The 22,258-nt window shown below is 62.0% G+C and carries 17 protein-coding genes and 1 pseudogene; 15 read left to right on the top strand and 3 right to left on the bottom strand.

The annotated features are described in order from the left end of the window. Positions 1-149: 149 nt before the first annotated feature. The 13 genes and pseudogenes from D6T64_RS01890 to D6T64_RS23595 all read left to right on the top strand — a co-directional run bounded on the left by D6T64_RS01890 (position 150) and on the right by D6T64_RS23595 (position 12,957). Positions 150-827, top strand: a complete 678-nt coding sequence (locus tag D6T64_RS01890; RefSeq protein WP_158594765.1) for a helix-turn-helix domain-containing protein — start codon at positions 150-152, stop codon at positions 825-827. A 497-nt stretch (positions 828-1,324) separates the two neighbouring features. After that, on the top strand, positions 1,325-3,253 hold the full coding sequence (locus tag D6T64_RS01885; protein WP_233550776.1) for a hypothetical protein: 1,929 nt from the start codon (positions 1,325-1,327) through the stop codon (positions 3,251-3,253). 96 nt (positions 3,254-3,349) lie between these two features. Then, positions 3,350-3,654 (top strand): annotated as a pseudogene (locus D6T64_RS01880) (IS1380 family transposase); the annotation flags it as partial. Positions 3,655-4,510: 856 nt separating this feature from the next. Beyond that, the gene (lepB, locus tag D6T64_RS01875; protein WP_119970916.1) at positions 4,511-5,242 is read left to right on the top strand and encodes a signal peptidase I; all 732 of its coding nucleotides are present in this window, start codon (positions 4,511-4,513) and stop codon (positions 5,240-5,242) included. Positions 5,243-5,535: 293 nt separating this feature from the next. Beyond that, the gene (locus tag D6T64_RS01870; RefSeq protein WP_119970913.1) at positions 5,536-6,936 is read left to right on the top strand and encodes a ParB/RepB/Spo0J family partition protein; all 1,401 of its coding nucleotides are present in this window, start codon (positions 5,536-5,538) and stop codon (positions 6,934-6,936) included. Positions 6,937-7,378: 442 nt separating this feature from the next. Then, positions 7,379-8,299, top strand: coding sequence for a DNA-processing protein DprA (gene dprA / locus D6T64_RS01865; RefSeq protein WP_119970911.1), 921 nt, complete (start codon positions 7,379-7,381; stop codon positions 8,297-8,299). A 331-nt stretch (positions 8,300-8,630) separates the two neighbouring features. After that, positions 8,631-8,783 carry a hypothetical protein gene (locus D6T64_RS22435; RefSeq protein ID WP_158594764.1) on the top strand — a complete coding sequence of 51 codons (153 nt, stop codon included), beginning with the start codon at positions 8,631-8,633 and terminating at the stop codon, positions 8,781-8,783. A 16-nt stretch (positions 8,784-8,799) separates the two neighbouring features. Continuing rightward, on the top strand, positions 8,800-8,988 hold the full coding sequence (locus tag D6T64_RS01860) for a hypothetical protein (protein ID WP_119970909.1): 189 nt from the start codon (positions 8,800-8,802) through the stop codon (positions 8,986-8,988). Next, complete coding sequence (locus tag D6T64_RS01855; RefSeq protein WP_119970906.1) at positions 8,988-9,923, top strand: DUF3560 domain-containing protein; 936 nt, start codon at positions 8,988-8,990, stop codon at positions 9,921-9,923. Before D6T64_RS01860 ends, D6T64_RS01855 begins: the two co-directional genes overlap by 1 nt. A gap of 138 nt (positions 9,924-10,061) precedes the next feature. Next, positions 10,062-10,499: a hypothetical protein gene (locus D6T64_RS01850; RefSeq protein ID WP_119970904.1), complete on the top strand. Its 438-nt coding sequence runs from the start codon at positions 10,062-10,064 to the stop codon at positions 10,497-10,499. 359 nt (positions 10,500-10,858) lie between these two features. Beyond that, positions 10,859-11,278, top strand: coding sequence for a DUF3846 domain-containing protein (locus D6T64_RS01845; protein WP_119970902.1), 420 nt, complete (start codon positions 10,859-10,861; stop codon positions 11,276-11,278). Positions 11,279-11,623: 345 nt separating this feature from the next. Next, positions 11,624-12,547, top strand: coding sequence for a ParA family protein (locus D6T64_RS01840; RefSeq protein ID WP_119970900.1), 924 nt, complete (start codon positions 11,624-11,626; stop codon positions 12,545-12,547). Next, positions 12,544-12,957: a ParB family protein gene (locus D6T64_RS23595; RefSeq protein ID WP_158594763.1), complete on the top strand. Its 414-nt coding sequence runs from the start codon at positions 12,544-12,546 to the stop codon at positions 12,955-12,957. Before D6T64_RS01840 ends, D6T64_RS23595 begins: the two co-directional genes overlap by 4 nt. Before the next feature lie 101 nt (positions 12,958-13,058). On the opposite strand, the gene D6T64_RS01835 is transcribed toward D6T64_RS23595, so the two are convergent. Then, positions 13,059-14,120 (bottom strand): hypothetical protein, encoded by a 1,062-nt coding sequence (locus tag D6T64_RS01835; RefSeq protein ID WP_119970898.1) that lies wholly within the window; start codon positions 14,118-14,120, stop codon positions 13,059-13,061. 838 nt (positions 14,121-14,958) lie between these two features. Between D6T64_RS01835 and D6T64_RS01830 the strand changes: the two genes are divergently transcribed. Then, positions 14,959-16,164, top strand: coding sequence for an AAA family ATPase (locus D6T64_RS01830; RefSeq protein ID WP_119970896.1), 1,206 nt, complete (start codon positions 14,959-14,961; stop codon positions 16,162-16,164). Next, positions 16,154-18,688, top strand: coding sequence for a S8 family peptidase (locus D6T64_RS01825; RefSeq protein WP_119970894.1), 2,535 nt, complete (start codon positions 16,154-16,156; stop codon positions 18,686-18,688). Before D6T64_RS01830 ends, D6T64_RS01825 begins: the two co-directional genes overlap by 11 nt. A 311-nt stretch (positions 18,689-18,999) precedes the next feature. Here D6T64_RS01825 and D6T64_RS01820 read toward each other — a convergent pair whose 3' ends face one another. Continuing rightward, positions 19,000-19,779 carry an ATP-binding protein gene (locus tag D6T64_RS01820; RefSeq protein ID WP_119970891.1) on the bottom strand — a complete coding sequence of 260 codons (780 nt, stop codon included), beginning with the start codon at positions 19,777-19,779 and terminating at the stop codon, positions 19,000-19,002. Continuing rightward, the gene (gene istA, locus D6T64_RS01815) at positions 19,779-21,359 is read right to left on the bottom strand and encodes an IS21 family transposase (protein WP_119970889.1); all 1,581 of its coding nucleotides are present in this window, start codon (positions 21,357-21,359) and stop codon (positions 19,779-19,781) included. The genes D6T64_RS01820 and istA overlap by 1 nt, the downstream gene beginning before the upstream one ends. Positions 21,360-22,258 lie beyond the last annotated feature (899 nt).

Below are 22,258 nucleotides of genomic sequence, written 5' to 3'. Positions count from 1 at the left end.
CTCTTACCGTGATATTTATCCCGTTTCGTGAAACAGAGACCATTTAGCAGGGCCGGAAACCCTTAGCGTGTTATTTATTCCGTATCGTGAGCTGACCCCCTGTTCGGCCTCGAGCTATGTGCGGTCGACACTTGCCAGAGGCAGTACACATGACCGTTGGCATGACGATCAGCCGCCCGGAGGCCAGCGCAGGCCGATTCGGAGCGTTCGTGTGCGCCGCGAAGCGCCAGCATGCATACGATCACGCCGAGCGCTGGAAGGTCCCCAAAGCGCGGTCGGCATTTTGGGATAATGCCGTAGCGGGTTGGTACGCCGCCGGTGATACCCCCAACACCAGCGTCACTTGGCCCATCGACCGCTTTGCTGCTTACTTGAACGGAATTTCATATGACGAGGCACCGCCATTGACGGACGATGACTACTGGGATGCCTACCCAGAAACCTTGACCACCGCCGACGTGGCAAAAATCCTCCACGTCGGAAAACCTGCTGTGTTTGCCCGGCTTCAAAGCGGGATCATCCCAGCACACCAGGTCGTCGGCTCGTGGATCATCTTCAAAGCTGAAATTCGTGCGTGGCTCGATTCCACCAGCAATCAAGACCCGCCCAGCGAACCAGCCGAGGTGGATGTGCTCGCCACCTACGGTGACGAACTGAGCTATCGCGATCTGATGGCCCTCTTCGACAAAACCAAGCCAACAATCTATCGATGGCTGCAAACGGGTGAGATACCCGCCTACCACGTCGGAATTCGTTGGATCATCCACAAGACGCAGCTGCGCCAAAGACTCCGCGAAACCAGCAACCAGCGCGGTCACGATGAGTAACTTCCGACACGCCGGAGCGGATGTCGTTTCCTTTAACGAAAGGATGCGCTTTACTGGAAACATGGCACGGATAAACCGAGGACGACCGAGCAAGGGTGATCGCGACGCGTTCATGACCAAGCCTGCGCGTCCAGTTGGTGACGCTATTCGGCACAACGCTGAAGAGCTAGGCATGACTTATGGCGATTACATCGCCGCAATTCTCGCCCGCGAGCTCGGTATGCCCGAGTACGCGCCGTTGCCTCCCCACTCCAACGACGAGGAGCTGCCCATCAACACGGCCAGTTAAACGAAAGAGCCCGCCGCTTGCGCGACGGGCTTCTCCAAGTTTCGTAGCTCAAACCCTCTTCGCTTGCCGGCACGAGGTCTGAGCTAATCAAAAGATCCGGATGAACCGGAGCCTTTGCTGTACCCCCACGCCAAAACGAAGGGATGACCTCATAGTAACCGATATATACCGTTTTGACGCCGTTTCCGTGATTGAAACTCCGTTGGGCGTGTCTTCCGACCGGTTGACGGCCTGGGATTTGACGCGCCGACTGAGTCCGCGCGACCAGGTGCGGGTGATGAAGCGTGATGCGTACGGTCGTTTGGACGAGAACAGTTACCCCCTCATTTACCGGGTCGGCCCGACTGCCCCTACGACGCCGTGGCTGGTGCGGATGGCTGATGAGTCCGGTATTTTCCGTCTGCTGTGTTTTGACTTTGATGGCAAGGAAGCCGGCGTTGTCTCTCCTGATCTGATGGACCGCGCCGTGGACGATTGTGATGCTCTGTCGGGGGTTCTTGATGGGCTCGGGATCGCTCATGTGGTTTGCCAGTCCTCGGGAACGGGGGGCCGTCATATCTGGGTTGCTCTGCGGGGGGGCGCTTCTGCTGGCACGGTGGCCGCTCTGGCCGGTGCTGCGCATGCCAACTACGCGACCTTGGACCACGGGATGCTCTGCAACCCTCGGGAGGGTGGGGCACGGCCGCCGTTGGCCCCGCACCGTGATGGCAGCAGTTCGACGGTCCTCCGCGGCCAACTGGCGGGGCTGCTCGCCCCGTCGGCTACGAGCAGCGACCTGACGGCCCTGACGGGTGTCCTCGACGTGGCACGGCCGGCGCCTCGTCCGGCCGATACGAAACCGTCCGGCCCCATCGACATCCGGTACAGCGCTCCTCGCCCCCTCAGCACGTGGGGCCAGGGCCATATGGCCACAGTCAACGGCGGCAGCAACGCGAGCTGGACGGGATTCATGTGCCTGCTCGCGGCCGCTTCGGCCGGATGGACCCTGGCTGAGGTCGAAAAAGAATCCCTTACGGCGCCGGGGATGGAACATTACCGGAGTAAGAACACCAGCCGCGGCACCCGCAAACCGCGCAGCCCGGCAGAGGCCCGAGCGCGTCTGGAACGGCAGTGGGCCAAGGCCCAGCAGTATTCGGCGCTGCAAGCGCCCCTGACGACGTCGCAGGCACCGTCTGACTTCACTGATCTGGGCGTCATTGTCGATACCGTTGATGACCTCCTGACCCGGTTCCGGGTCTCTCCCGGCCGGTGGGGCCAGAGCGAAGCTGCCGTATCCCAACGCAGCATCCTGACTGCGGTGGCTTACCTGAGCTTGCAGACCGGGAAACGCACCGTCGCGGCCTCTATCCGGGATCTGGCCCTGATGGTGGGCCTGAGCCGCGACACCGCCCGGCGGGCGCTGACGGCTCTCGCGGCGGACGGGTTCCTCGTCCGAGTCGCCCTGGCCGAGGGCGGCAACGCTGCCGAATGGGGGCTAATCCCGAAGTTTTCCACAGCCCCTCGTACGGTTGCGTCACAACCCTTAGATAACCCCCGCCCCCCCTCTGAACTTTTCAATCTGCGAACGTCGTTGGTGACTACGCTGGAACGCGAGCTCACCGACGGTCGCCACGACCTCTTCACCCGCCCCGGTCTCGGACACCTCGCCGGCAAGACCTACGCTCTCCTGGCTCAACACCCCGCCCTCACGATCGATACGGCCGCGAGGTTGCTGGGCGTGAGTACCCGGCATACCGCCACGATTCTGAGCCGCCTCCGCACTCACCGCCTGATCGTCAAACACACCAATGGGTGGGCTCGAGCGAAACAGGACTTCCGCGACAAGGCCGCGCACATCGTGGGGGTTGCTGGTCTTCTCGTGGGTCGAGCACGCCGGTATCAGGCGGAACGGGACGTGTGGGCGTGGTGGCAAGCTGAAGTCACCACTATGTGCGCTGGTCCCAGGCGTCGTCCTAAGGGAGTGCACGTGTCGAGCCGGCCGCTGTTTCGGGATACAAATGCTCCTGGTGAACGGGTCTGGCCCCGCTACCCGCGCTCGAGCACCCAACGCGGCGATCACCGCTCCGCCCGCGAGCTCGTGGACCTGGGCCTGCTCGACCCCGACAACCGCTGGCAATACCTCGGTGACGCCGCCTAGCCTGCATTCGACCTCTATCGGGAGGCGGAGCGTTTCAGCGTCTGTACCTGAACCAGAAAGCCGGCGAAGGGTAGCTGACCCTTTTTGACACGCACCCGCCTTCACGTGTTCTTCACCATCAGCGACCTGGATACAGTCACGGCCGATCAAACCCATAGGTAATCATCGAGCAGGTCAACGCCGATCTGAAGGCCAGCGCGCTGGCACACCTGCCTTCCGGGGTCTTCACGGCCAACGCGGCCTGGCTCGTGCTGGCCGCAATTTCGTTCAACCTCTCCCGCGCCGTTGGCTCATTGGCCGGCGCGGATTTGGGCAAAGCGCGCAGCGGCACCATCCGCCGCAAACTCATCAACATCCCAGCCCGCATATCGACGTCGGCCCGCAAGATCACGCTCTGGCCAGCTATTGCAGTTCGCTTCCGCGGGTACGTGCATATCCTCAAGTGTGCGGGAGTCTGTCGTGTGTGTACACATAGGACCACCCTTTCGTGCCAGCACCACTGGCGCGGAATGCTGTTGCCACCAAGCACTGCTCGCATCAGGCTGGGACATCATTGACTATGACTTAAGGAGGGCCAGAATCCCCTCGATGGGACTCTGGCCCTCTTGTTCGCATGTGTTCCGCTAGAACGAGATTGTTACCAGCGTATTCTGACCTTTGTAAAACGTGAACGTAACTTGCCCGGTGTATCCGCCGAGGTTACAACTCCTCGTCGCGTTGTATCCCATATTGCCGCTGCAGATGTTGGCTCCGTAGACACCTTTGTTGACGGTGTAGTACGCGGTTCCAGACGGTACGTTTGAAGACTGCGTCCTGAGCGTGATGGAGGTAGCGGTCACGTTGGAGTGAGTATCGCGACAGACTTCCATTGAGGCAGAGCAAGAAGCGACAAGTACTTGAGCTGGTGCCGCTTGTGCGGCTGCCGGTGCAGCAATTACAGTAAGCGAAGCAAGTGCAGCCCCGATTGCAAACTTGCGAAAAAGGCGTGACTTAATGTACATTTTCGACCCTCCGTTACGGAGCCCCCCCTTGGGCTTTCCCATAACGTATTGCAGGCACTGAGGCCGTAGGAAGACGTAGCGTTTGCTGTTCTTCTAACTGGGGGTACCAATACGGGCACAACTCGTCGAATAACTTGTTGTAGACGTGAATACCCAAGACTTCTTATAGATACCGGGAAACTGAGCGAATTGTTTCGAGGACTTGCTCGGATCGGCCGGTCATTATCAGTTTGAATGACTGCCCTAGGATCAAGGAATGATGCCAGCCGACACCGCCACACGTTCTGCTCGGCGGCGGACCGGGGTCGGGTCTCCTGCAATAAAGTTTGTGCGGGACCTCGTCGTCATCGTGGTTATAGCGATCTTGATCTCAGCCCTTCTCAAGACTTTCGTCGTGCGTTCGTTCTACATTCCGTCTCCGTCGATGGAGAACACGCTCTTGGTCAACGATCGAATCATTGTGAATGAACTCGTTCCCAACCTGATCCCCATTGAGCACGGCGACGTCGTTGTCTTCACCGACCCGGGGAACTGGCTTCCACCGCAGCAACCCGCGCCGCAGAATCTTTTCAGTGCGCTGGATGCTGCACTCACTGTTGTGGGGCTGAGCGCCGGCGACAGCGATAATCACCTCGTCAAACGAGTCATCGGCCTTCCCGGGGACACCGTGGTCTGTTGCACCGCAGCCGGGCAGTTAACCATCAACGATGCGGCCATCGTCGAGCCATACATTCAGATTCCTGACGGTCAATCCCAGGCGACCAAGAGTCCGTTTACCGTCACGGTGCCTGATGGAAAACTGTGGGTCATGGGTGACAACCGATACAACTCGGCTGATTCGGCCTTCCACTTCCTCAACGGCTCGCCGGGGGGCGGTTTCGTCCCGATTAGTAGCGTCGTCGGTCGCGCAGTCGTGGTGAGCTGGCCTGCCAAACACTGGGGATGGCTCGGCAACTATCCAGAAACGTTCGCGCCATCAGGCCGCTGAATCGGACGATGACCTGGAACAAGAGGTTAACTCTTCAGCCCTACTTGTCCCGCACAAAACCTCTCCGCGAGGTTCCGTTGGGGACCGGAACCTCTACGCGGGCTGTTTTCTGACAATTTTTTATCTGTCTGGCCGGTCATCGTAGTTCGCTTCCGTGCCTCCGTGCTCACCTGGTCGGGCGCGGTCGCACGCTCCCTTATTTCCCCCGACCAGCCGTGCATTACGGCACTCCCGCTCTCAATCGATTTCTCTTGCCAGACAGGCAAAAAATCAGTTGATGGAGAGAGAACCCAATGACTACTACCACCGTAAATGTCGGCACCATCGAGCACATTGACCCGAACCTGATCGTTGTAGAAGCCAACGTGCGCACGGAAACGCAGCTGGGCCGCGAGTTCGTGGCCAGCATCAAAGCAAACGGCGTCCTGACGCCGATCCTCGCCCGCCGCGATGATCAGGGCAACCTCATCGTGCGAGCCGGGCAGCGCCGCACCCTCGCGGCACGGGAGGCCGGTTTGGCTACGATCCCGGCTTATGTTGTATCGGCTGATGAGACTACCGTCGAGCGCATCGTGCAGCAGATGGCCGAGAACGATCACCGTGAGGCCGTCACCGACGCCGACCGGGTTGCCGCGTTCCAGCAGTTGGCTTTTGAGGGCCTGACCCCTGCCGTGATCGCTAAGCGACTGGGCAGCAAGCCCGCCACAGTCAAGGCCGGAATCGCTGTCGCAGAGAACGCCGTCGCGGCATCCGCCATCGTCAGTCACTCGCTCACTCTTGACCAGGCTGCCGCCTTGATCGAATTCGAGGGCGACGTTGAAACCGTGTCCGTGCTCATCGACATTGCCACCACCAGCCCCGAGCAGTTCGCCCACGCAGCGCAGCGCGCACGCGACGACAAGCGCGTAGCGACGATGAAGGCCGACGCGACCGCCGACCTGATCGGGCGCGGCTTCGAGGTGCTGGACCGCGACCGGGGATCCTACGAAACCGACTACACGAGCATCAGCTACCTGACCACCGCAGACGGCGAGTCAGTCACCGCCGAGAACATCGCCGCGAGCGAGGGCCGCGCCGCCTACGTGTACGCGTACAGCAGCAGTGACACCGCCACCGTGCGTTACTACCTGAAAGACCCCAAGGCTGCCGGATTCCGCAAGTCCAGCGGCAGCGGAGCCACCAGCGGGCCGATGACCGACGAGCAGAAGGCCGAACGTAAGACCCTGATCGCCAACAACAAGGCTTGGGCCAGCGCTGAGGTCGTGCGCCGCGAATGGCTGGCAGAGTTCCTGAGCCGTAAGACGCTCCCGAAGGATGCCGCACAGGCCATTACCGTGGGCCTGACCGTGCACCACAGCATGGTCGGCAAAGCCATCCAGAACGGAAACGTGCTGGCGCACACGCTGCTTGGGATGAAGCGGGCGAATTACTGGGATGTCGACAAGCTCTCCGCGTTGATGGAAAAGACCCCCACCAAGGTGCAGCATGTCGGCCTCGCAATCGTGCTGGCCGGTATCGAGGACAGCACCAGCAAGGAAACGTGGCGCTACCCGAACGCGCACAGCGCCCGCTACTTCGTGCAGCTGGCCGCATGGGGCTACGGTCTCAGCGACGTTGAGCTAATCGTGATCGACGCCGTTGCTGAGACGGCTGCAACCAAGGCAGCCGAAGAAGCCGCGAAGACCACGGAGTAGCCTCAGCCAAGACCCGGCGCGGCAGTCCCCCACTGCCGCGCCGGGTCTTTCCGTCCCCGGCCCCGGCACGGAGACCGGAGCCTGCCACCAGGCACACGTCCCTGACGGGCCGTGACCGCACAGCGGCGCGGCCGCTGTGCCCATCCCCCTATTTTGAGCCGCTGCGCGGCCGGGGAGATATCAAAGTGATATCACTCTGAAACCATGACGGCGCTGCCGTCGACAGCAGTTCGGAGCCGCTGCGCGGCACTGCCCTGATATCTTTTTTGGCCTTTCTGGCGTTTCACCGTAGCTCCCTCCGCACCTACGTACCCAGTTCGCCGGGCGCGGTCGCAAGCTCCCTTATCTCGCCCGCCGAACAGCGCACTTCGGCACTCCCGGTCGCTATCGATTTCTCTTGCCAGACAGGCAAAAAAACAGTTGTCCACGAGGGAGAGAGCCCATGAGCACGCTAGGCAGCATCAGCAACCAGGTCCCCACCATCCAGCAGTACAGCCCCGACGCGGCCGCGCGCGGAATCTGGACCGTCATCAGTGAACCCGGCGACAGCGACACCGGCGAACTCATCGCAGTGCTGGGCGCAGAAGAAGCGCTCGACGTGATCCTGCACGGGACCGGCGATGCGGCAGGGATCGACCTCACGACCCTACGAGCGCGCGCGCTGCCCCGCTCCACAGCCGCGAGTATCGCCACAGCGTTCGATGCCGCCACCACATCGGGAGCGGAACTCATCACCCCCGAGCACCCGCACTGGCCCGCCGGATTCAATGACCTCGGCGCAGCTGCCCCGTACGCGCTCTGGGCACGAGGAAACACCGAGATCCTGGCCGACACCCTCAGCTCGGCTGTAGTGGGCGCGAGAGCTGCAACCGGCTACGGGGAACACGCCACGATGGAAATAACCGCCGGGCTCGTCAGCCGTGGTCACAGCATCGTCAGCGGAGCCGCCTATGGGATCGACGCCGTAGCTCACCGGGCCGCGCTGGCCAGCGGCGGCCGCACGGTCGCCTACCTCGCCGGAGGACTCGACCGCTACTACCCCAGCGGCCACCACGAACTCCTGTCAAGGATCGCGGAAGCGGGTGTGGTGGCAACCGAAATCGGCTTCGGCCAGAGCCCCACCAAGTACCGGTTCCTGATGCGTAACCGGTTGATCGCCGCCGCCGCCCGGGCGACTGTAATAACGGAAGCCGGCTGGCGCTCAGGTGCCCTGAACATCGCTGCGCACGCCTTCTCAATCAACCGGCCTGTGGGCGCCGTTCCTGGCCCGATCACGTCACCGGCCAGCGCAGGCTGCCACCGCCTGATCCGCGAATACGGGGCGCAGCTCGTCGCCAACGCTGAGGATGTCGCCGCACTTTAGGCGGACAGCCGGTCAGCCTCACGGCTGGCCGGCGAGGGGCGCTTCCCCTCGCGCTCCCCCACATCGGCATATCACAGTGATATCACTCTGAAATCAAGACGGCCATGCCGTCAAGAGCAATTGGAGCCGCTGTGCGGCACTGTCCACTGGGCCTTTTTGTCCTTTCTGGCGTTTCACCGTAGCTCCCTTTCGTGCCTTCGTTACCCGAATTCTCGGACGCGCCCTGCGGGCTTATTTCGCCCGAGAATCCGTGCACTGCGGCACTCCCGGTCGCTATCGATTTCTCTTGCCAGATAGGGCAAAAAAACAGTTGTTCACGAGGAGAGAACCCATGGCTGAGTCAGATTTCGATTACGAGAACACCTATCCCCGGGAGCGCTACGCCAGCGGGTGCGCCTGCAGTGGTTGCCGGTCCGAAGGTGCCGCAGACACTCAGCCGGGCGAAACCTGCACCGCAAGCCGCTACGCCGACAGCTTCGCCTAGACCGAGGGAAAAACTCATGCTCACAACTCAGATTCCGCCCCTGACTCCCGGAGTGCTCGGGGCCGAGAACCTGCTCAGCAGCGCCGACATGTCGACCTATTGGAACAGCCAGACATACCCCAACCCCCGCAGCCGGTTCGTCATCGTCAGGACCCCGCACGGCTCCCGCGTCAACGACTACGCAACCCCGAGAGGTACCCGCTAATGCTCACCATCACCCACACCCACGAGGCCGGGACCATGATCGACGGTACCTGCAGAGGAGACGGAACCGCCGAAGTTCTCAAGTCCGCCGGATGGCGCTGGGGGCGCAGCATCAGCGCATGGTTTGTCCCGCAGTCCCGCGACCGCCTGCCCAAGCTGCACACCATCACCCGCACCACGTCGGCACTTGAAGCCGCCGGGTTCGAGGTCACAACCGAAATCGACAGCAGCCACCGCACAACCGCCGACGTCGAGGCCGGAAAGATCGAGCGTCAGGCCGACCGTGTCGACGCCCTGGCCGCGAAAGCCGAGCGCAAGACCGGCGCGGAAGAGGCCGCCTGGAACAATGCCCGCGCAGCGCTCGACCGGCTGCCCGAGGGAGGCGAGCCGATCAAGGTTGGCCACCACTCCGAAGGCCGACACCGCAACGCGATCGCCAAAGCAGACACTGCCATGCGCAAGTCAGTCGAAGCCAGCGCAGAGGCCACCACCGCCCAGGCCCGCGCCGACGCGGCCACCCACACCACAGACGCCCGTTACAACCCGGTCACCGTGGCCAACCGCATCGAAACGTTGGGCGCTGCAATCCGCAAGCTCGAACGCCGCATAACCGCGCAGTGCTACGACGACACCCACGGGTACATCGACGCCACCGCCGAGCAGATCCAGGCCCGCGCAACCCGCCTCGCCCCGCACATCGACGAAAAGCGCGACCAGATCGCCTACTGGGAAGCAGTCCGCGCCGCCCAGGTCGAAAGCGGCACGGCCACCGGCTACGACCGCGCCACCGTCAAAAAGGGCGACCGAGTGAAGATCCGCGGCCAGTGGCGCGAAGTGGTGCGCGCCAACCTCAAAACGGTCAGCGTCACCACCGGCTACACGTGGACCGACACCGCCCCGTATGCCGAGATTCAGCAGCTCATGCGGCCTGAGTAAACACGCCGCAGCGGCCGGCCCACCCAGGGCCGGCCGTGAGGGGCGACCCCCTCACACTCCCCCACCAGGTCACGCCCGCGCAACCCGGCACCCCGCCTCGAGCACGGCCCCCGCAGCAGGACCAATGGAAAACCGACCATGATCATCACCTACCAGCGCCCCGACACCCTCGACGCACACCAGGTCGACCAAGACGCCCCCGACGCCGACCTCAGCCCCACCGGGGCGACGTGCGGCACCGCGACCGTCGACGTGCTCGGGATCCAGTGGAGCTGCAGGAGAACACCCCACCCCGGCCAGGACGAGCACCGCGCCACGGTCACCGCTGCAGACAGCGGACCGACTGGCGCCGTCGCCATCGCGTGGACGTACCAGTACGCCACCGACGAGCAGCACGGCGACGTCGACCACGCTGCCCCTACCCAGAGCATCACCATCACACTGTCTTTTCCCGATCGAGCTGCACGCGGCATCGACGCGGTCGCGATGATCCGCAGCATGATCGACGCCGGACTAGGCCACTTCTGGGAAGGCGACCAGGACGACGTAACCGCCAGCTCAACCGCCACGCCCTGACCGCCGGCACAACCCTCGCGGGCTCGGCCGTGAGGGGGACGGTGCCCCCTCACACTCCCCCCGGGTGGAGCCGGCACGGAGGCCGGATCCACGCGGACCGGCTGCGCCGGCTGACCTGACAGAACTTTTCTTCCCTTGGTGGCCGGTCATCGTAGTTCGCTTCGTGCCTACGTCACCCACAATCTGGCACGCGGTCGCCAGCTCCCTTATTCCGCACCAGATTGCGTGCACTACGGCACTCCCGCTCTCAATCGATTTCTCTTGCCACCAAGGGCAGAAAAACGGTGGACGACTACACAACCACTGCCCACGAGAGCACGGGACCCCGCGCACCTCACCATCCTTGGAGAGGGAACACCATGACCACCACCATCCGCAGCGTCACGATCAACCCGACCGACACCATCACCACTCACGCCCTGAACGCGGCCAGTATCGGGGCAGACATCGCCGCCGCCATCGGCTGCGGGATGTTCGATGTCGTCGGCCTGCAAGACGATATCGACCTGTTCGTCGATGATGAAGGACTCATCAACGGGTCAACCCTGAACCTGCCCGCGACCGTGCTCGCCCACCTGCTCGGCCGCCCCACCGTCATCTTCGGCACCGCCGTCGCCGTCAGAGTTACCCCTGACGGTGAAACCGTCGGCCTCACCGACGCTCAGCTCGCCCGGATCCAGGAGTCTCTCGCCCAGAAGCCCGACGCAGGGACCGTCGATGCCCTCGTGGAGAGCCTGTCCCCGTTCCCCACCGTGGTGAGCATGCTTCGCAACATCTAGCCGCAAGCACCGGCTGGCCCCGGGCGGGCCAGCCGGTGAGGGGTGTCCCCCTCACACTCCCCCACCGGGCGCGGCTACGGGCGTGAGCCTCCGCAGCGTAGAGCGACGCCGAGGCGCCTGTACTCACCGCCCCAAGCACGCCGCAAGGCTGGGGATAGGTGGACTGTCCGCTGTCATTGCTTGTAATGCTGCTATTGTCAGTAATACTGGCATTGTAGATAATAGCGCTAATACAGTTGATACTTGTAAAAACAGTAAAAACAGTAAAAGCAGCAATGCTGCCTATGCCATTAATGACAGCATTAGCTGTAATATCACTAATGACGACAAGAGAAATGAGAACGTATGCCTCCGGCACTCAATCGCACCGCGTTGGAACGGGTCATCGCCGTCATCAACGGCAAGGGTGGCGTCCTCAAGACCACACTCACCGCCAACATCGGCGGCATGCTCGCTAACAACGGCTACCGCGTACTCCTGGTGGACCTCGACCCCCAGGGCAACCTGGCCGAGGATCTCGGATACACGGACGACGACCGGGACGACACCGGCCGCGCACTGGCTCAGGCACTCATGTTCGGAGGGGGAGCGGCCCCCATTCGCGAAGTTCGACCGAACCTTGACGTATTCGCTGGAGGTCCGGCCCTCGACCAGGCCACGGCGGGTCTCGCTGCCAAAGCGAACAAGGACCCCGATGGGGCCAAGCTAGCCGTCGCTCATCTGCTGGAGCCCATTGCGGGCGACTACGACATGATCCTCATCGACTGCCCACCAGGCGATGAAACGCTCCAGACAGCGGCCGTTGCGGCCGCGCGATGGGCACTCGTCCCCGTCAAAAGTGATAAATCAAGCCGCAAAGGACTTGGTGCCGTCGCAGCGCGACTCGACGCGGTCCTCGGAGTGAACCCCACCCTCGACCTCCTCGGCGTGGTCCTCGTAGACGTCGGGACCTCTGCCCACGTCGTCCAGCGCGAAGCACGCGAACACATCGCAGAACTCTTCAACGCCGACAACAACGTCGTCTTCACTGCCACGGTTCGCCACAGCGAAGCGACCGCCCAGGCCACCCGAGAACGGGGTCTTCTGGTGCACGAACTCGACGCACAAGTCCGCAAGGGGCCGAAGTGGTACGAGATCCGGCGGGGTGACGCGCAGGCACAAACATTTGCACCACGCACAGCATCATCGGTCGCTGACGACCTGCAGGCAATCACCCAAGAAGTCGTGGCCAGGATTACGGCAGCAGAGAACGAGGAGGCCCTCGCATGAGCGACGAAACCCCCAACCGACAGATCGGCGGCCTAACGCCACGCGCCGGGGCTCATGACCTGAGCCGGCTCCAGGCCCGAAATCGCCCTGAACCAAAACCGGAAACCAGTGAGCAGCCGAAAACCGTTGCCTCTCCCGCTGCAAAGCCCTCGCGCACACCAGCCAAGAAGTCGGCAACCGTTGTGGTCGACACGACTGCGCGGATGACCACCTATCTGTCAGTAGCCACACGTGATCGGGCCCGTGCAACGTACCGGGCGACGGGCCACATCGAAGGCGATAAGAGCTGGTCAGACTTCGTGGAGCGAGCCATCTTGGCAGAGGTAGAACGTCGTGAACTCTCACACAACGCAGGGGAGAGATACCAGGGTGATAGCTCGCCGCTCCCCGCTGGACGACCACTGAGCTAGGGCGGTCTCCCCACCCGTAGCTCGACGTGAGGGACGGCGCCGCCGGCGGACAGGAACACGCCCAGTACGCCTCTGGCCGAGACAGGGAGAGGGCGGGCGTTCTACTTCTGCGTGGGGCGTGGTGCCTGTGCTTCGGCGCGATCGGCGCGGGTGCGCTGTTCGCGTTCACTGGTGCGTGCTTGGTCGAGGTCGGAGCGCAGCTGGGTGAGTTGCTGCTCGAGGGCGGCCCGCACGTCGGTGACGCGCTGCTCGGCGTAGGAACGCTCCCTGCCGGCCTCGGCCGTGGCACTGTCTCGTTCACTGCTGACTGTGGCCAGGCGCCCGGTGAGCACGAGCGCTTCCGCCCGGGCGCTCTCGCGCTCCGTGCGGGCCTGATCGAGCAGGTCCCGGGTGCTCGCAGCATCCGTCTCGGCCCGCTCCAAACGGCTGGACGCGGCGGCGGCCTGCGCGACCGCCTCGCGCGCGGCCGCCAGGGCCTCGTCCTTGGCCGTAGTGGCCGCCGTGACGAGCTCCCGGGTCTCGGTGAGCTGTGCGTTCGTGGCCGCGTTCTCGATGCTCAGAGCGGCTACCTGGTCTGTGAGGGCGGTGATCTCGGCGGTCGCCCGTGCATTGTCCTCGCCCGCAGTGACCAGGTCGCCCTCGAGGGTGGCGGCACGCTGCTCGAGCGCGGCCAGGGTCGTGCGGAGCTCGTCGACCAGGGCAGCTGATTCCTCGGCTGCCGCGTCGGCTTCGGCGCGCTCGGCCTCGGCCTTGCGGGTGGCGGTCTCGGCGCGGTTGGCGCGGGCGGCCGCCGTGGCGACTTGCTCGGCTGCGTCGGAGGTGATGGCCTCGATCTGTGCTTCGGCTGCGTCCGGGTCCGCGACGGTGCGGAGCTCGTCGACAAGGACCACCAGCTGCTGCTGCAGGTGCTCGACCATCCCGGCGACCTGGGACCGCAGCACGCTCGCCCGCTGCCGTGCCGCATCAACGGGGAGTTTGTCGTCCTCGACGGTGCGCTCGACCCGGCCGGACTCGGCGCGGCGGGCCCGCCACGCAGCGGCGCGGTTGTGAGCGGGGTTGGCGCAGTAGCCAGCGGGCCGGCCGACACCGGCCGTGGCGTCCACAGGCTCCTCGCAGCCGGGGAAACCGCAGGTGCGCACGTCGGTGATCTCAGGAATGCTCATACCGATATCGTATCACTAATTACGCAATACGCAATACGTAAGTAAAATAACGATAACGATAACGATAACGATAACGATAACGATAACGATAACGATAACGATAACGAAAGCACGAAATGGGCCTCTCGTCTCGGAGAGCTGTCATTTTTCGAAGCCGTCTGCACCAATGTTCGTACTCGCCTGCACACCCGGTTCGGCAACTGTCCGACGAGACCTTGTCGCACAGTTGACCTCTGGGTTCGTCGGACCGTCTCGGCGCAACGACGGCAATCACATGCGGACCACCCCCGGGCCGATTCGGCGTCCACCCCCTCTGCCTCCTGCTTGTGCAGGCGAGTACGAACAGAAGCGACACTCGTGCAGAGGAGTACGGAAAAGTCAGTCGTTACACTCGGCTGCACAACCTCCGAAAACACAGCGGTCGTTGTGCAGCTGACTTGGAAAAATGACAGGCGCGGAACCCGCTGTAGGCGGGATACTGTGCCGTCATGAACACGGATGACCTGGGCGCGCCACCTAACTGCGAGCACTGCCTCGTCCCGATGCTACTCGCCGGCGCCGCCGCCGCTCCCTGCTGGCGATGCCCGTCGCGCGACCTGGTCAGCATGATCTAGCTCGAGCGGCTGGGGGAGTGGGCGTCAGGGATTCCCAGTCCTCGAGCCGGCAATGCACGCCTGCTGGTGTGGGCCATAGGGCTCGACCCGGCGCGTCGTGGGTTCGGGCTCAACGTGAGCAACAGGCTTCTATGTCTCTCGCAAAGCCTCAAGTGTCCAAACCGTTAGCCCGCGGTGTCCATGTTACGGGCATAAATGTCCGCAGGAGTGGCTAGTATGTCCATATGGAACAGATTGCAATCGTTAAATCGCTCGTACGTGTCGCCTTGGCTCAAGGCGACGACGCGGTGCGCCACCAAGCGGAACGGCTCGCAGCTGCTCTGCGGAAAGCTGACGATAAGGACGCGAGTGCGATCGAGCGGCTATTGAGTGCCACGTCCCAGTCCAAGAATCTGGCTCCCAGCCACCTAACGAAGAGCTTTTCCACCGGCTTTGCGACAGCCACTGAACGAATGTTGCCCGGTGTCGCCGTGCCGGTCGACCGTGAGTCATCAGCACCACTGGCGACGATCGTCTTTCCGGAGAACAACCTCGCGGCATTCCCGGTATTGGCTCCGGGAGTCACCGACACACTGGCCGGATTATTGCTTGAGTGGAAGAATCATGGACGGCTCATCGAAGCCGGGTTAAACCCATCACTCACTTGTCTGATCTACGGGCCTCCCGGAACAGGGAAGACAACCTTGGCATTGTGGTTGGCCCACGAGCTAGGCCTGCCCGCAGTGGTCGCAAGGCTCGACGGGTTGATCAGTTCACTGCTGGGCACAACGGCTCGTAACCTGGGCGCTCTATTCGCATTTGCGAATCGCTACGAGTGTGTGCTCGTTCTGGATGAGTTCGACGCGATAGCGAAGCTTCGTGACGACCCCAACGAGGTCGGTGAAATCAAACGCGTCGTCAACACTCTCCTGCAGAACATTGATGCACGAGAAGGTCGCGGCGTCATCATCGGGCTAACAAATCACCAGGCACTTCTAGATCCCGCCGTTTGGCGTCGATTCGAAGTTCAACTCGCAATACCGTTGCCGGGACCGGACGAACGATTCGATATAGCCAAGGGCGCTCTGTCAGCGAAAAATCACGAATCTATTGCCGAATCGAAGCTACTTGCTTGGGTATCAGAGGGTTTTTCCGGCTCCGAACTGGTGACCCTGTGCGCAAAGTACCGGAAACGGTTGATCCTCTCAGACGGCGAATCGAGAGCACCGTTTGAGACAATCTCGCAGCTTGCAGCCTCCACATCAGTCCACACGGACAGGCGACGCGTTTTTGACCTCGCAAACGAGAACACTCTGACCAGGGTATTGGCGACGAATCAGGACATCAGGTTCTCCTACTCCGAGCTTGCACACGTTCTCGGCGTCAGCACCAAAACCATCAGTCGGCGTATGAGCGACACAGTTGAAGGAGACACGGCCGATGCCGAATGAACCAGTGCAGGTTGTCACCAACCCAGAGCATCTTCAAGGGCCTAGAGAAAAGAACCAGCCCGGCAAGGCTGGCGACGATTTCTTTGAGGGAGACAACGAAGGCTTCCGTCGGCACCGAGACAAACTGGTGGCGTCGCTGCGCTCAATTGCTGCACTTATTGCTTCCGACGAGTGGACAGCTCAGAACGGCGGCGCTGCCCACTTAAAAGTGGCGATGGGCCCGCGGGCTATAGCAAAGTCGCATCGGCCTCAGCGCAGCATATTTCAGGCCAGATGGACGCCTCATGTGGCGACCGCGAGGATCGGTGAGCCGATCTACGCGGTGACCTCCGTGTCGCTAGCCTGGGTCATTGATCGCATCGCTGCAACACCTCTGGATGTGCCGACAAAGCTCAACAAGAAGACGGGTGAGGTCCAGCCGAATCCGAAACGCCCGCGTTGCGAAGTGTCGGCGATCAGCTCAATCACATTGTGGGGTTCTGTTGAGAAGCGGTCCTTCAGCGCGGCAGAAGGGGCCGCGTGGATTAGCCGGGCCGGTACTGGTGGCGCCTACCTAATTGACTTCTTTCCAATCGTCACCGCGGAAAATGATCCATCACTCGCTCAGGCTGAGCAACATGCGGTCCGAGCGCTTCAGGATCGTTTAGCCACGCTCGCCGTGGACGCAAGGGCCAGACCGATATTGGGACGCGGCAATAACCCTTTCGTTGCGCTACGCGTACTGGAGTCAGACGTCCCCTCTCGGCTTGAACTGGGGCTGCTGGGCGCACCCATCGGATCACACCTGGCCCCAGCAGGGATCCCCTCGGACAATGTTGATCGGCACCAGGAAGTCCTTCGAGCACTCGAAGGGTGCACTTTGGTGCGCGACATCACACTGCCACCACTTCCTCAACGAGACGCGACAGCAAGTACCCCAACGAACGAGCTGGCCACGACCTCGCTCCCAACGCGCGGAACCGGTGACGTCGCGCGAGTGGGCGTGATTGACGGTGGGGTGTCCGACGCCGTCGAGGCCTGGGTAGAGGACCGCTGGGGTCAGATATCTGACTCCGATCGCGATGCTGAGCACGGGACATTCATCTCCGGCCTTCTTGTCGCCGCGGGCGACTTAAACCCGAGCTACCTGTCCGATCTACCGTCAGGATGCGGAATCATCGATGTAGATGTTCTGCCGGCTGACCCCGGAAATACTGGCGTGCCCTTTGAGAAGTATTACCCAAACGGCGTGTCTGACTTTATGGACGAAGTAGAGTCCGCGGTTCGGGAGTACCGGGCGCGCCTCAGCGTGAGAGTCTTCAACTTCAGCATGAATTTCGCCGCTCCAGGCGATAGCTATCGGTATGGCTTCGCTGCGCGCAGGCTTGACCAAATAGCCCGGGACAATGACGTAATTTTCGTGATCTCAGCAGGCAACCTGGACTTTTCCGAACAACGTCCCGAGTGGCCCGCTGCCCCCAACCAGGTAATGGCGACCCTCGTCGCGGACACTGTGGGCACGATCAGCGAACCCGCTGAAAGCCTATTCAACGTCTCGGTGAGCGCACTGAATCCGCCCAGATTGAAAAATCAGGTGCCATACGCGCTCGCGCGGTATAGCCGTCGCGGACCCGGTCTTAGTGGTGCTACCAAACCAGATTTCGCACATGTTGGTGGCTCAGGCACCGTTGACGAGGTCTATGGGAACGGACTCGTCTCCATCGACGCCGCCGGACAGGAGATAAGCGGGGCGGGCACCAGCTACGCAGCACCGCTTGTTGCACGACAGCTCGCGGATCTTGATTCGCTTATTGACGGAAACGTTCCCCGCGAGGTACTCATCGCGCTTCTCGTTCATTACAGCGTCCTTCCGAAAACCATGAGCCAGCCCGTGATCTTTCCATCCGCCAAAGACCTAGTCGGATTCGGTATGCCGGTCACGGCCGAACAGATGCTGCAAAGGCCAGACACTGAAATCGCCATAGTCGTCAACAGCATCGTCCTTCCGGGCGAGCAGCACACACTGAAATTTACCTGGCCCGAAGCCCTGAGTATCGACGGCAAATGTCGTGGCTATGCGCGGCTCACTCTTGTTGCCCGGCCGGTATTGGCGTACGAACACGGAGACGAACGGATCAGGGTCAACATCGACGCAAAGTTGATGCAACAGAAAGCTGACGGAGGTTATGAAAACACCCTCCATGCGACAAACCAACCTCGTTCTTCTAAACAGCCCAAGGCGGAGCGCGCGCTTCTCCAGGAAGCCCACAAGTGGCAGGTTGTGAAATGCTTTGAAGCGCGCATGCGCGGCCGAGGTGAACGATCCAACTGGAAACTGCTAGTTGAGTACCTCACCCGAGCGGAAGAGCAATTACCCACCGCCGGTGTGGAGTTCGCAGCAGTTCTGACTATTGCAGATGACAAGGGGAAGGCCCCCATTTTTCAGCAGATGCGTCAGCACCTCGGCGATATTGGTGTTCGAACAGGAGACATTCGCACGAGCGTCCGAACGCGGATCAACGCAATTCCCGGAACCGAGACCTAAGCCCGCACTCGGTCGCTCCCACTTAAGTCGACACTTTGGAATTGGTCGAGGCCGCCGACTCGGACGAATTCTGCAGCAGGCCATTCAGCCCGACTGTCAGCGGCCACGAGAATCGGCCCATACACGGCCACGTCGGAGCACGTATATGGCCAATAGTCGATGGCCACCCATGGGCATGTGTTTTGACTGGCGAGTAGTCGCTTTTGGTACTGATGGTCCACGTTGTTGGTACTGCTGTTCCGGGGAGGTGGAACTGGCCGGGCTGGCGTTGGAGCCAGCCCGGCCAGACCGCCTCGACGACATTCGGGGCGTTACTCCCAATAGTCCTTGGCGGTCTTTGCTTCGTCGCTGCGCAGGCGTCGCATGTCGACCTCGCCGAGGTTGAGCGTGCGGGCTTGGCTGGCGAGCCGGTTAACGGTGGAGTCGGCTGCGATCCGGTCGGGTAGGGCCTCGACCCAGTAGGCCGGCCCGGATTGGCTGACGATGATCGTCGGCAGCCGATGATCACGGTTGGCCAGGATCGAGAAGAGATCGCTGGCAGCATTGGGGTCGATGCCCACCGTTAAGAAGTCGTCGATTATGAGTAAATCAACGTCGCTGAGCTTGTTGAGCATGTTCTGGTGCCCGATCGCGTCGCCTCGAGCGATGACCAGCTGGCGGGCCAGATCATCCATCCGGGTGTAGTGAACGCTGTGCTCGCTGTGGCAAGCAGCGATGCCGATCGCGCAGGCCAGATAGGTTTTACCGCCGCCGGTGGGCGAGATGATGAGTAGATTTCTCGGGTCGGCCTTCCAATCGTGGGCGGCGTAGCGTTTCATCCGCACCGGAGTGATGTTGCGTCCCGGCGGGTAGTTCAGCTCAGCCACCGATGCCTCCGGGATCGGGAACTTGGCTTGACGGATCAGTTTCTCGATCCGAATCGAGCGACGAAGCTCCAACGCCTCATCGACGGCCGTGAGGAACAGCTCCTCGGGCGCGGCAGCATCGTTGGCTTCGTCCTTGATCAGTTCCTCGAACCGCGCCGCGAGGTGCGTGATGCGCAGAGCCTTAAATTTGTCGTGGTCGACGCTGGTGAATACGCTGCCGATCATCAGCGGTCCTTGTAGTAGTCGGCGCCGCGGACCATGACGCTGGGCGCGTCGGCCGGCCCGGGCGGGCTCTTCGTATTCGTGGCCGCCGGCACCAACGGGTGGCTTTGCTTCTTATCGCCGGTGATGGTCGCCATGATGCGTTTCAGCGTCGTGTAGGTCGGGTAACCGCGCTGGTTGACGATCTGCTGGCACGCCGATTCGAGTCGCTGCTTGTTGCTCTTGCCGAGGGTCATCAGGATATTTTGGCAGTCGAGGTAAGCCTGAGCCTCGATGACGGAACGGTCCAGGATCATCTTGATCACCGTCACGGTCGCCGGCCCGAAGCTCTTGGCGCGATGCTCGAACCACTCCCGTGTCCACAACCCTTCGAGGTCGTGGTGGCGTTCCGGAGCATGCTCAGCAACGGTGGAGTACTGGCCCTTGCGTCCGGATTTGCGGGGGTGTTCGCAGATGAGCGTGTCGCCGTCAAAGATGGTGACGTTGCCGCCGGTCAGACGCACTCGCAACATCTGCCCCGCCAGCTTGTAAGGCACCGAGTAGTGCTGGTAATCGGCAGTGACATGGTAATTTCGCCCCACCTTCAGTTGTTTCCACGAGACCGTATCGAATCGGTGCGCCGGCAACGGCTGGAGCAGCTCGGCCTCGTCGGCACGGAATCGTTCGGACCGGGTGGTGCCGTCGGCGCGGCGCATCTGCTCGTTGATCTCCACCATGCGTTCCTCGATCGCAGCGTTGAGCTCGGTAAAGGTTGTCCATATTTCTTCGGCGAGGTAGCCGATCACGCGCTTGTTGATGGTGTTGACCGCTGATTCTGCGGCGGCTTTGTCGCGGGGGCGGCGGACGCGGGCTGGCACGACGGCGGTGGAATAGTGGTCGGCGAGCTCTTGGTATCGGGCCTGAACGACGCGAGCACTATCGCCTTTCACCGTTCGGTGGGTGGCGGTGGCGGCGTTATCGGGGACGATGATCTGGGTTGAACCGCCGAGGAACTCGAAGGCCTGGACGTGGGCGTTGTTCCAGGAGTCTTGCTTCATGTCGGCGTAGGCAGAGCAGAAGATCAGCCCGGAAAACGGTAGGACCGCGACGAACAGGTAGCCCTTGCGGATCTCCCCGGTGACCATGTCTGCAACAGGGAGCGTGTCGCCGGCCCAGTCCACGAGTAGTGCTCGGCCCGGATCGTGGTGCAGAGTCGCCACGACGTCATGGGTGTTGACGAACTCGGTGAACAGCTCGCAGTACCGCGAATACCCGTACTTTCGTCCCGGCAGTGCCGAGTCCAGACCCACATACATTCGCCAGCCCTGCTGCAGCGTGAAGTGCTTATTGATCTTCATCGACTTCAGCGTTCCCGCGAAGTCAGGCTGGATGAAGGCTTCCGATACGCTGCGACGCTTGTCGGGGAAGAGCTCGGCCCACTGCTCGTCACTCATCGCCGCGGTCGTCGCGGCGGTCAAGTTCTTCGCCGTGATGGTCTTCTTCACCATCGAGATTTCGCGGCGGGAACATCCCACCAGGCCCGTGATCTCGTCGTAGCTGCGGCCCTCGAATACCAACGCTGCTATGGCTTTGTAGCTCGCCATCAATGCCCCCTCCGTCAGGAATCGGCAACACCAGTCGTGCTGCCGTCCTGTCAAAGGGATCAAATCAAGATGGCCGCCGTACCAACTCCGTGGAACGGCAGTACCAACAACGTGGACTACCCGTACCAACTCGGACTACTCGCCATTTTGACTACCAGATGTTCGAGAGGGGTCACCGGCGAGCGGCTGTTGACGCACCAAGTGCGACGGGCCGCGCCACGTCCGGGGTCATCGTCGCTGACATGTGAAATCGGACTGTGGTGCCTTCCCGGCACCACCCCCGGCTCCCTTGGAAGCCAATATTCAATATGACTGGCCGTCGGTGGGCTGGCCTCGTGGCCATATGACGAAGGCACTCCGATTCCCTATCGACCGGCTGTGGGCACTTTCCCGTGGCCGCCGGCACAGGCCATTCAGCCCGACCGCCGCGGAGCTCGACAACAGGCCAGCCACACTGGCCGCAGAACCCAACTTGGTACTTGCCTGGACGAAGAGCGCCGTCTATGTATTGGGGGAACACAGGGGAGTGCACCGGGTCGGGGCTTCCGCAGCGCAACGAAGCTGCTGAGCGATTCGCGGCACCGGGAGAACTTTAGAAGAGAGCAATGACCTCGTTCCTTGGTTTGCGGTCACTATCTGATGTAGGCCAAACGGTGCTAGCAGCGCTGAGTTCAGCCGCAGTCAGCAATTGGGAGCTCAGTACTTCTGCCAGGAGCGACTCCTGGTCGGGCTCCAGTTCTACGAGGCGAGCAAGGGTCGTGAGCACTTCGATTAGGTCCTGAGTCCACGCATGCTCCCATGTGTTGAACGTCTCCCGGGGTGACGATGTGGGCGTCTTCCCCGGTGACAATGGGGTTTAGCGCGTCAGGATTTGGTATCTGTTCGTCGGCGGCGTCAGG

Source organism: Cryobacterium melibiosiphilum (genome assembly GCF_003602235.1).
Lineage (GTDB): Bacteria > Actinomycetota > Actinomycetes > Actinomycetales > Microbacteriaceae > Cryobacterium > Cryobacterium melibiosiphilum.
This window is presented reverse-complemented; position numbering and strand designations above follow the sequence as displayed.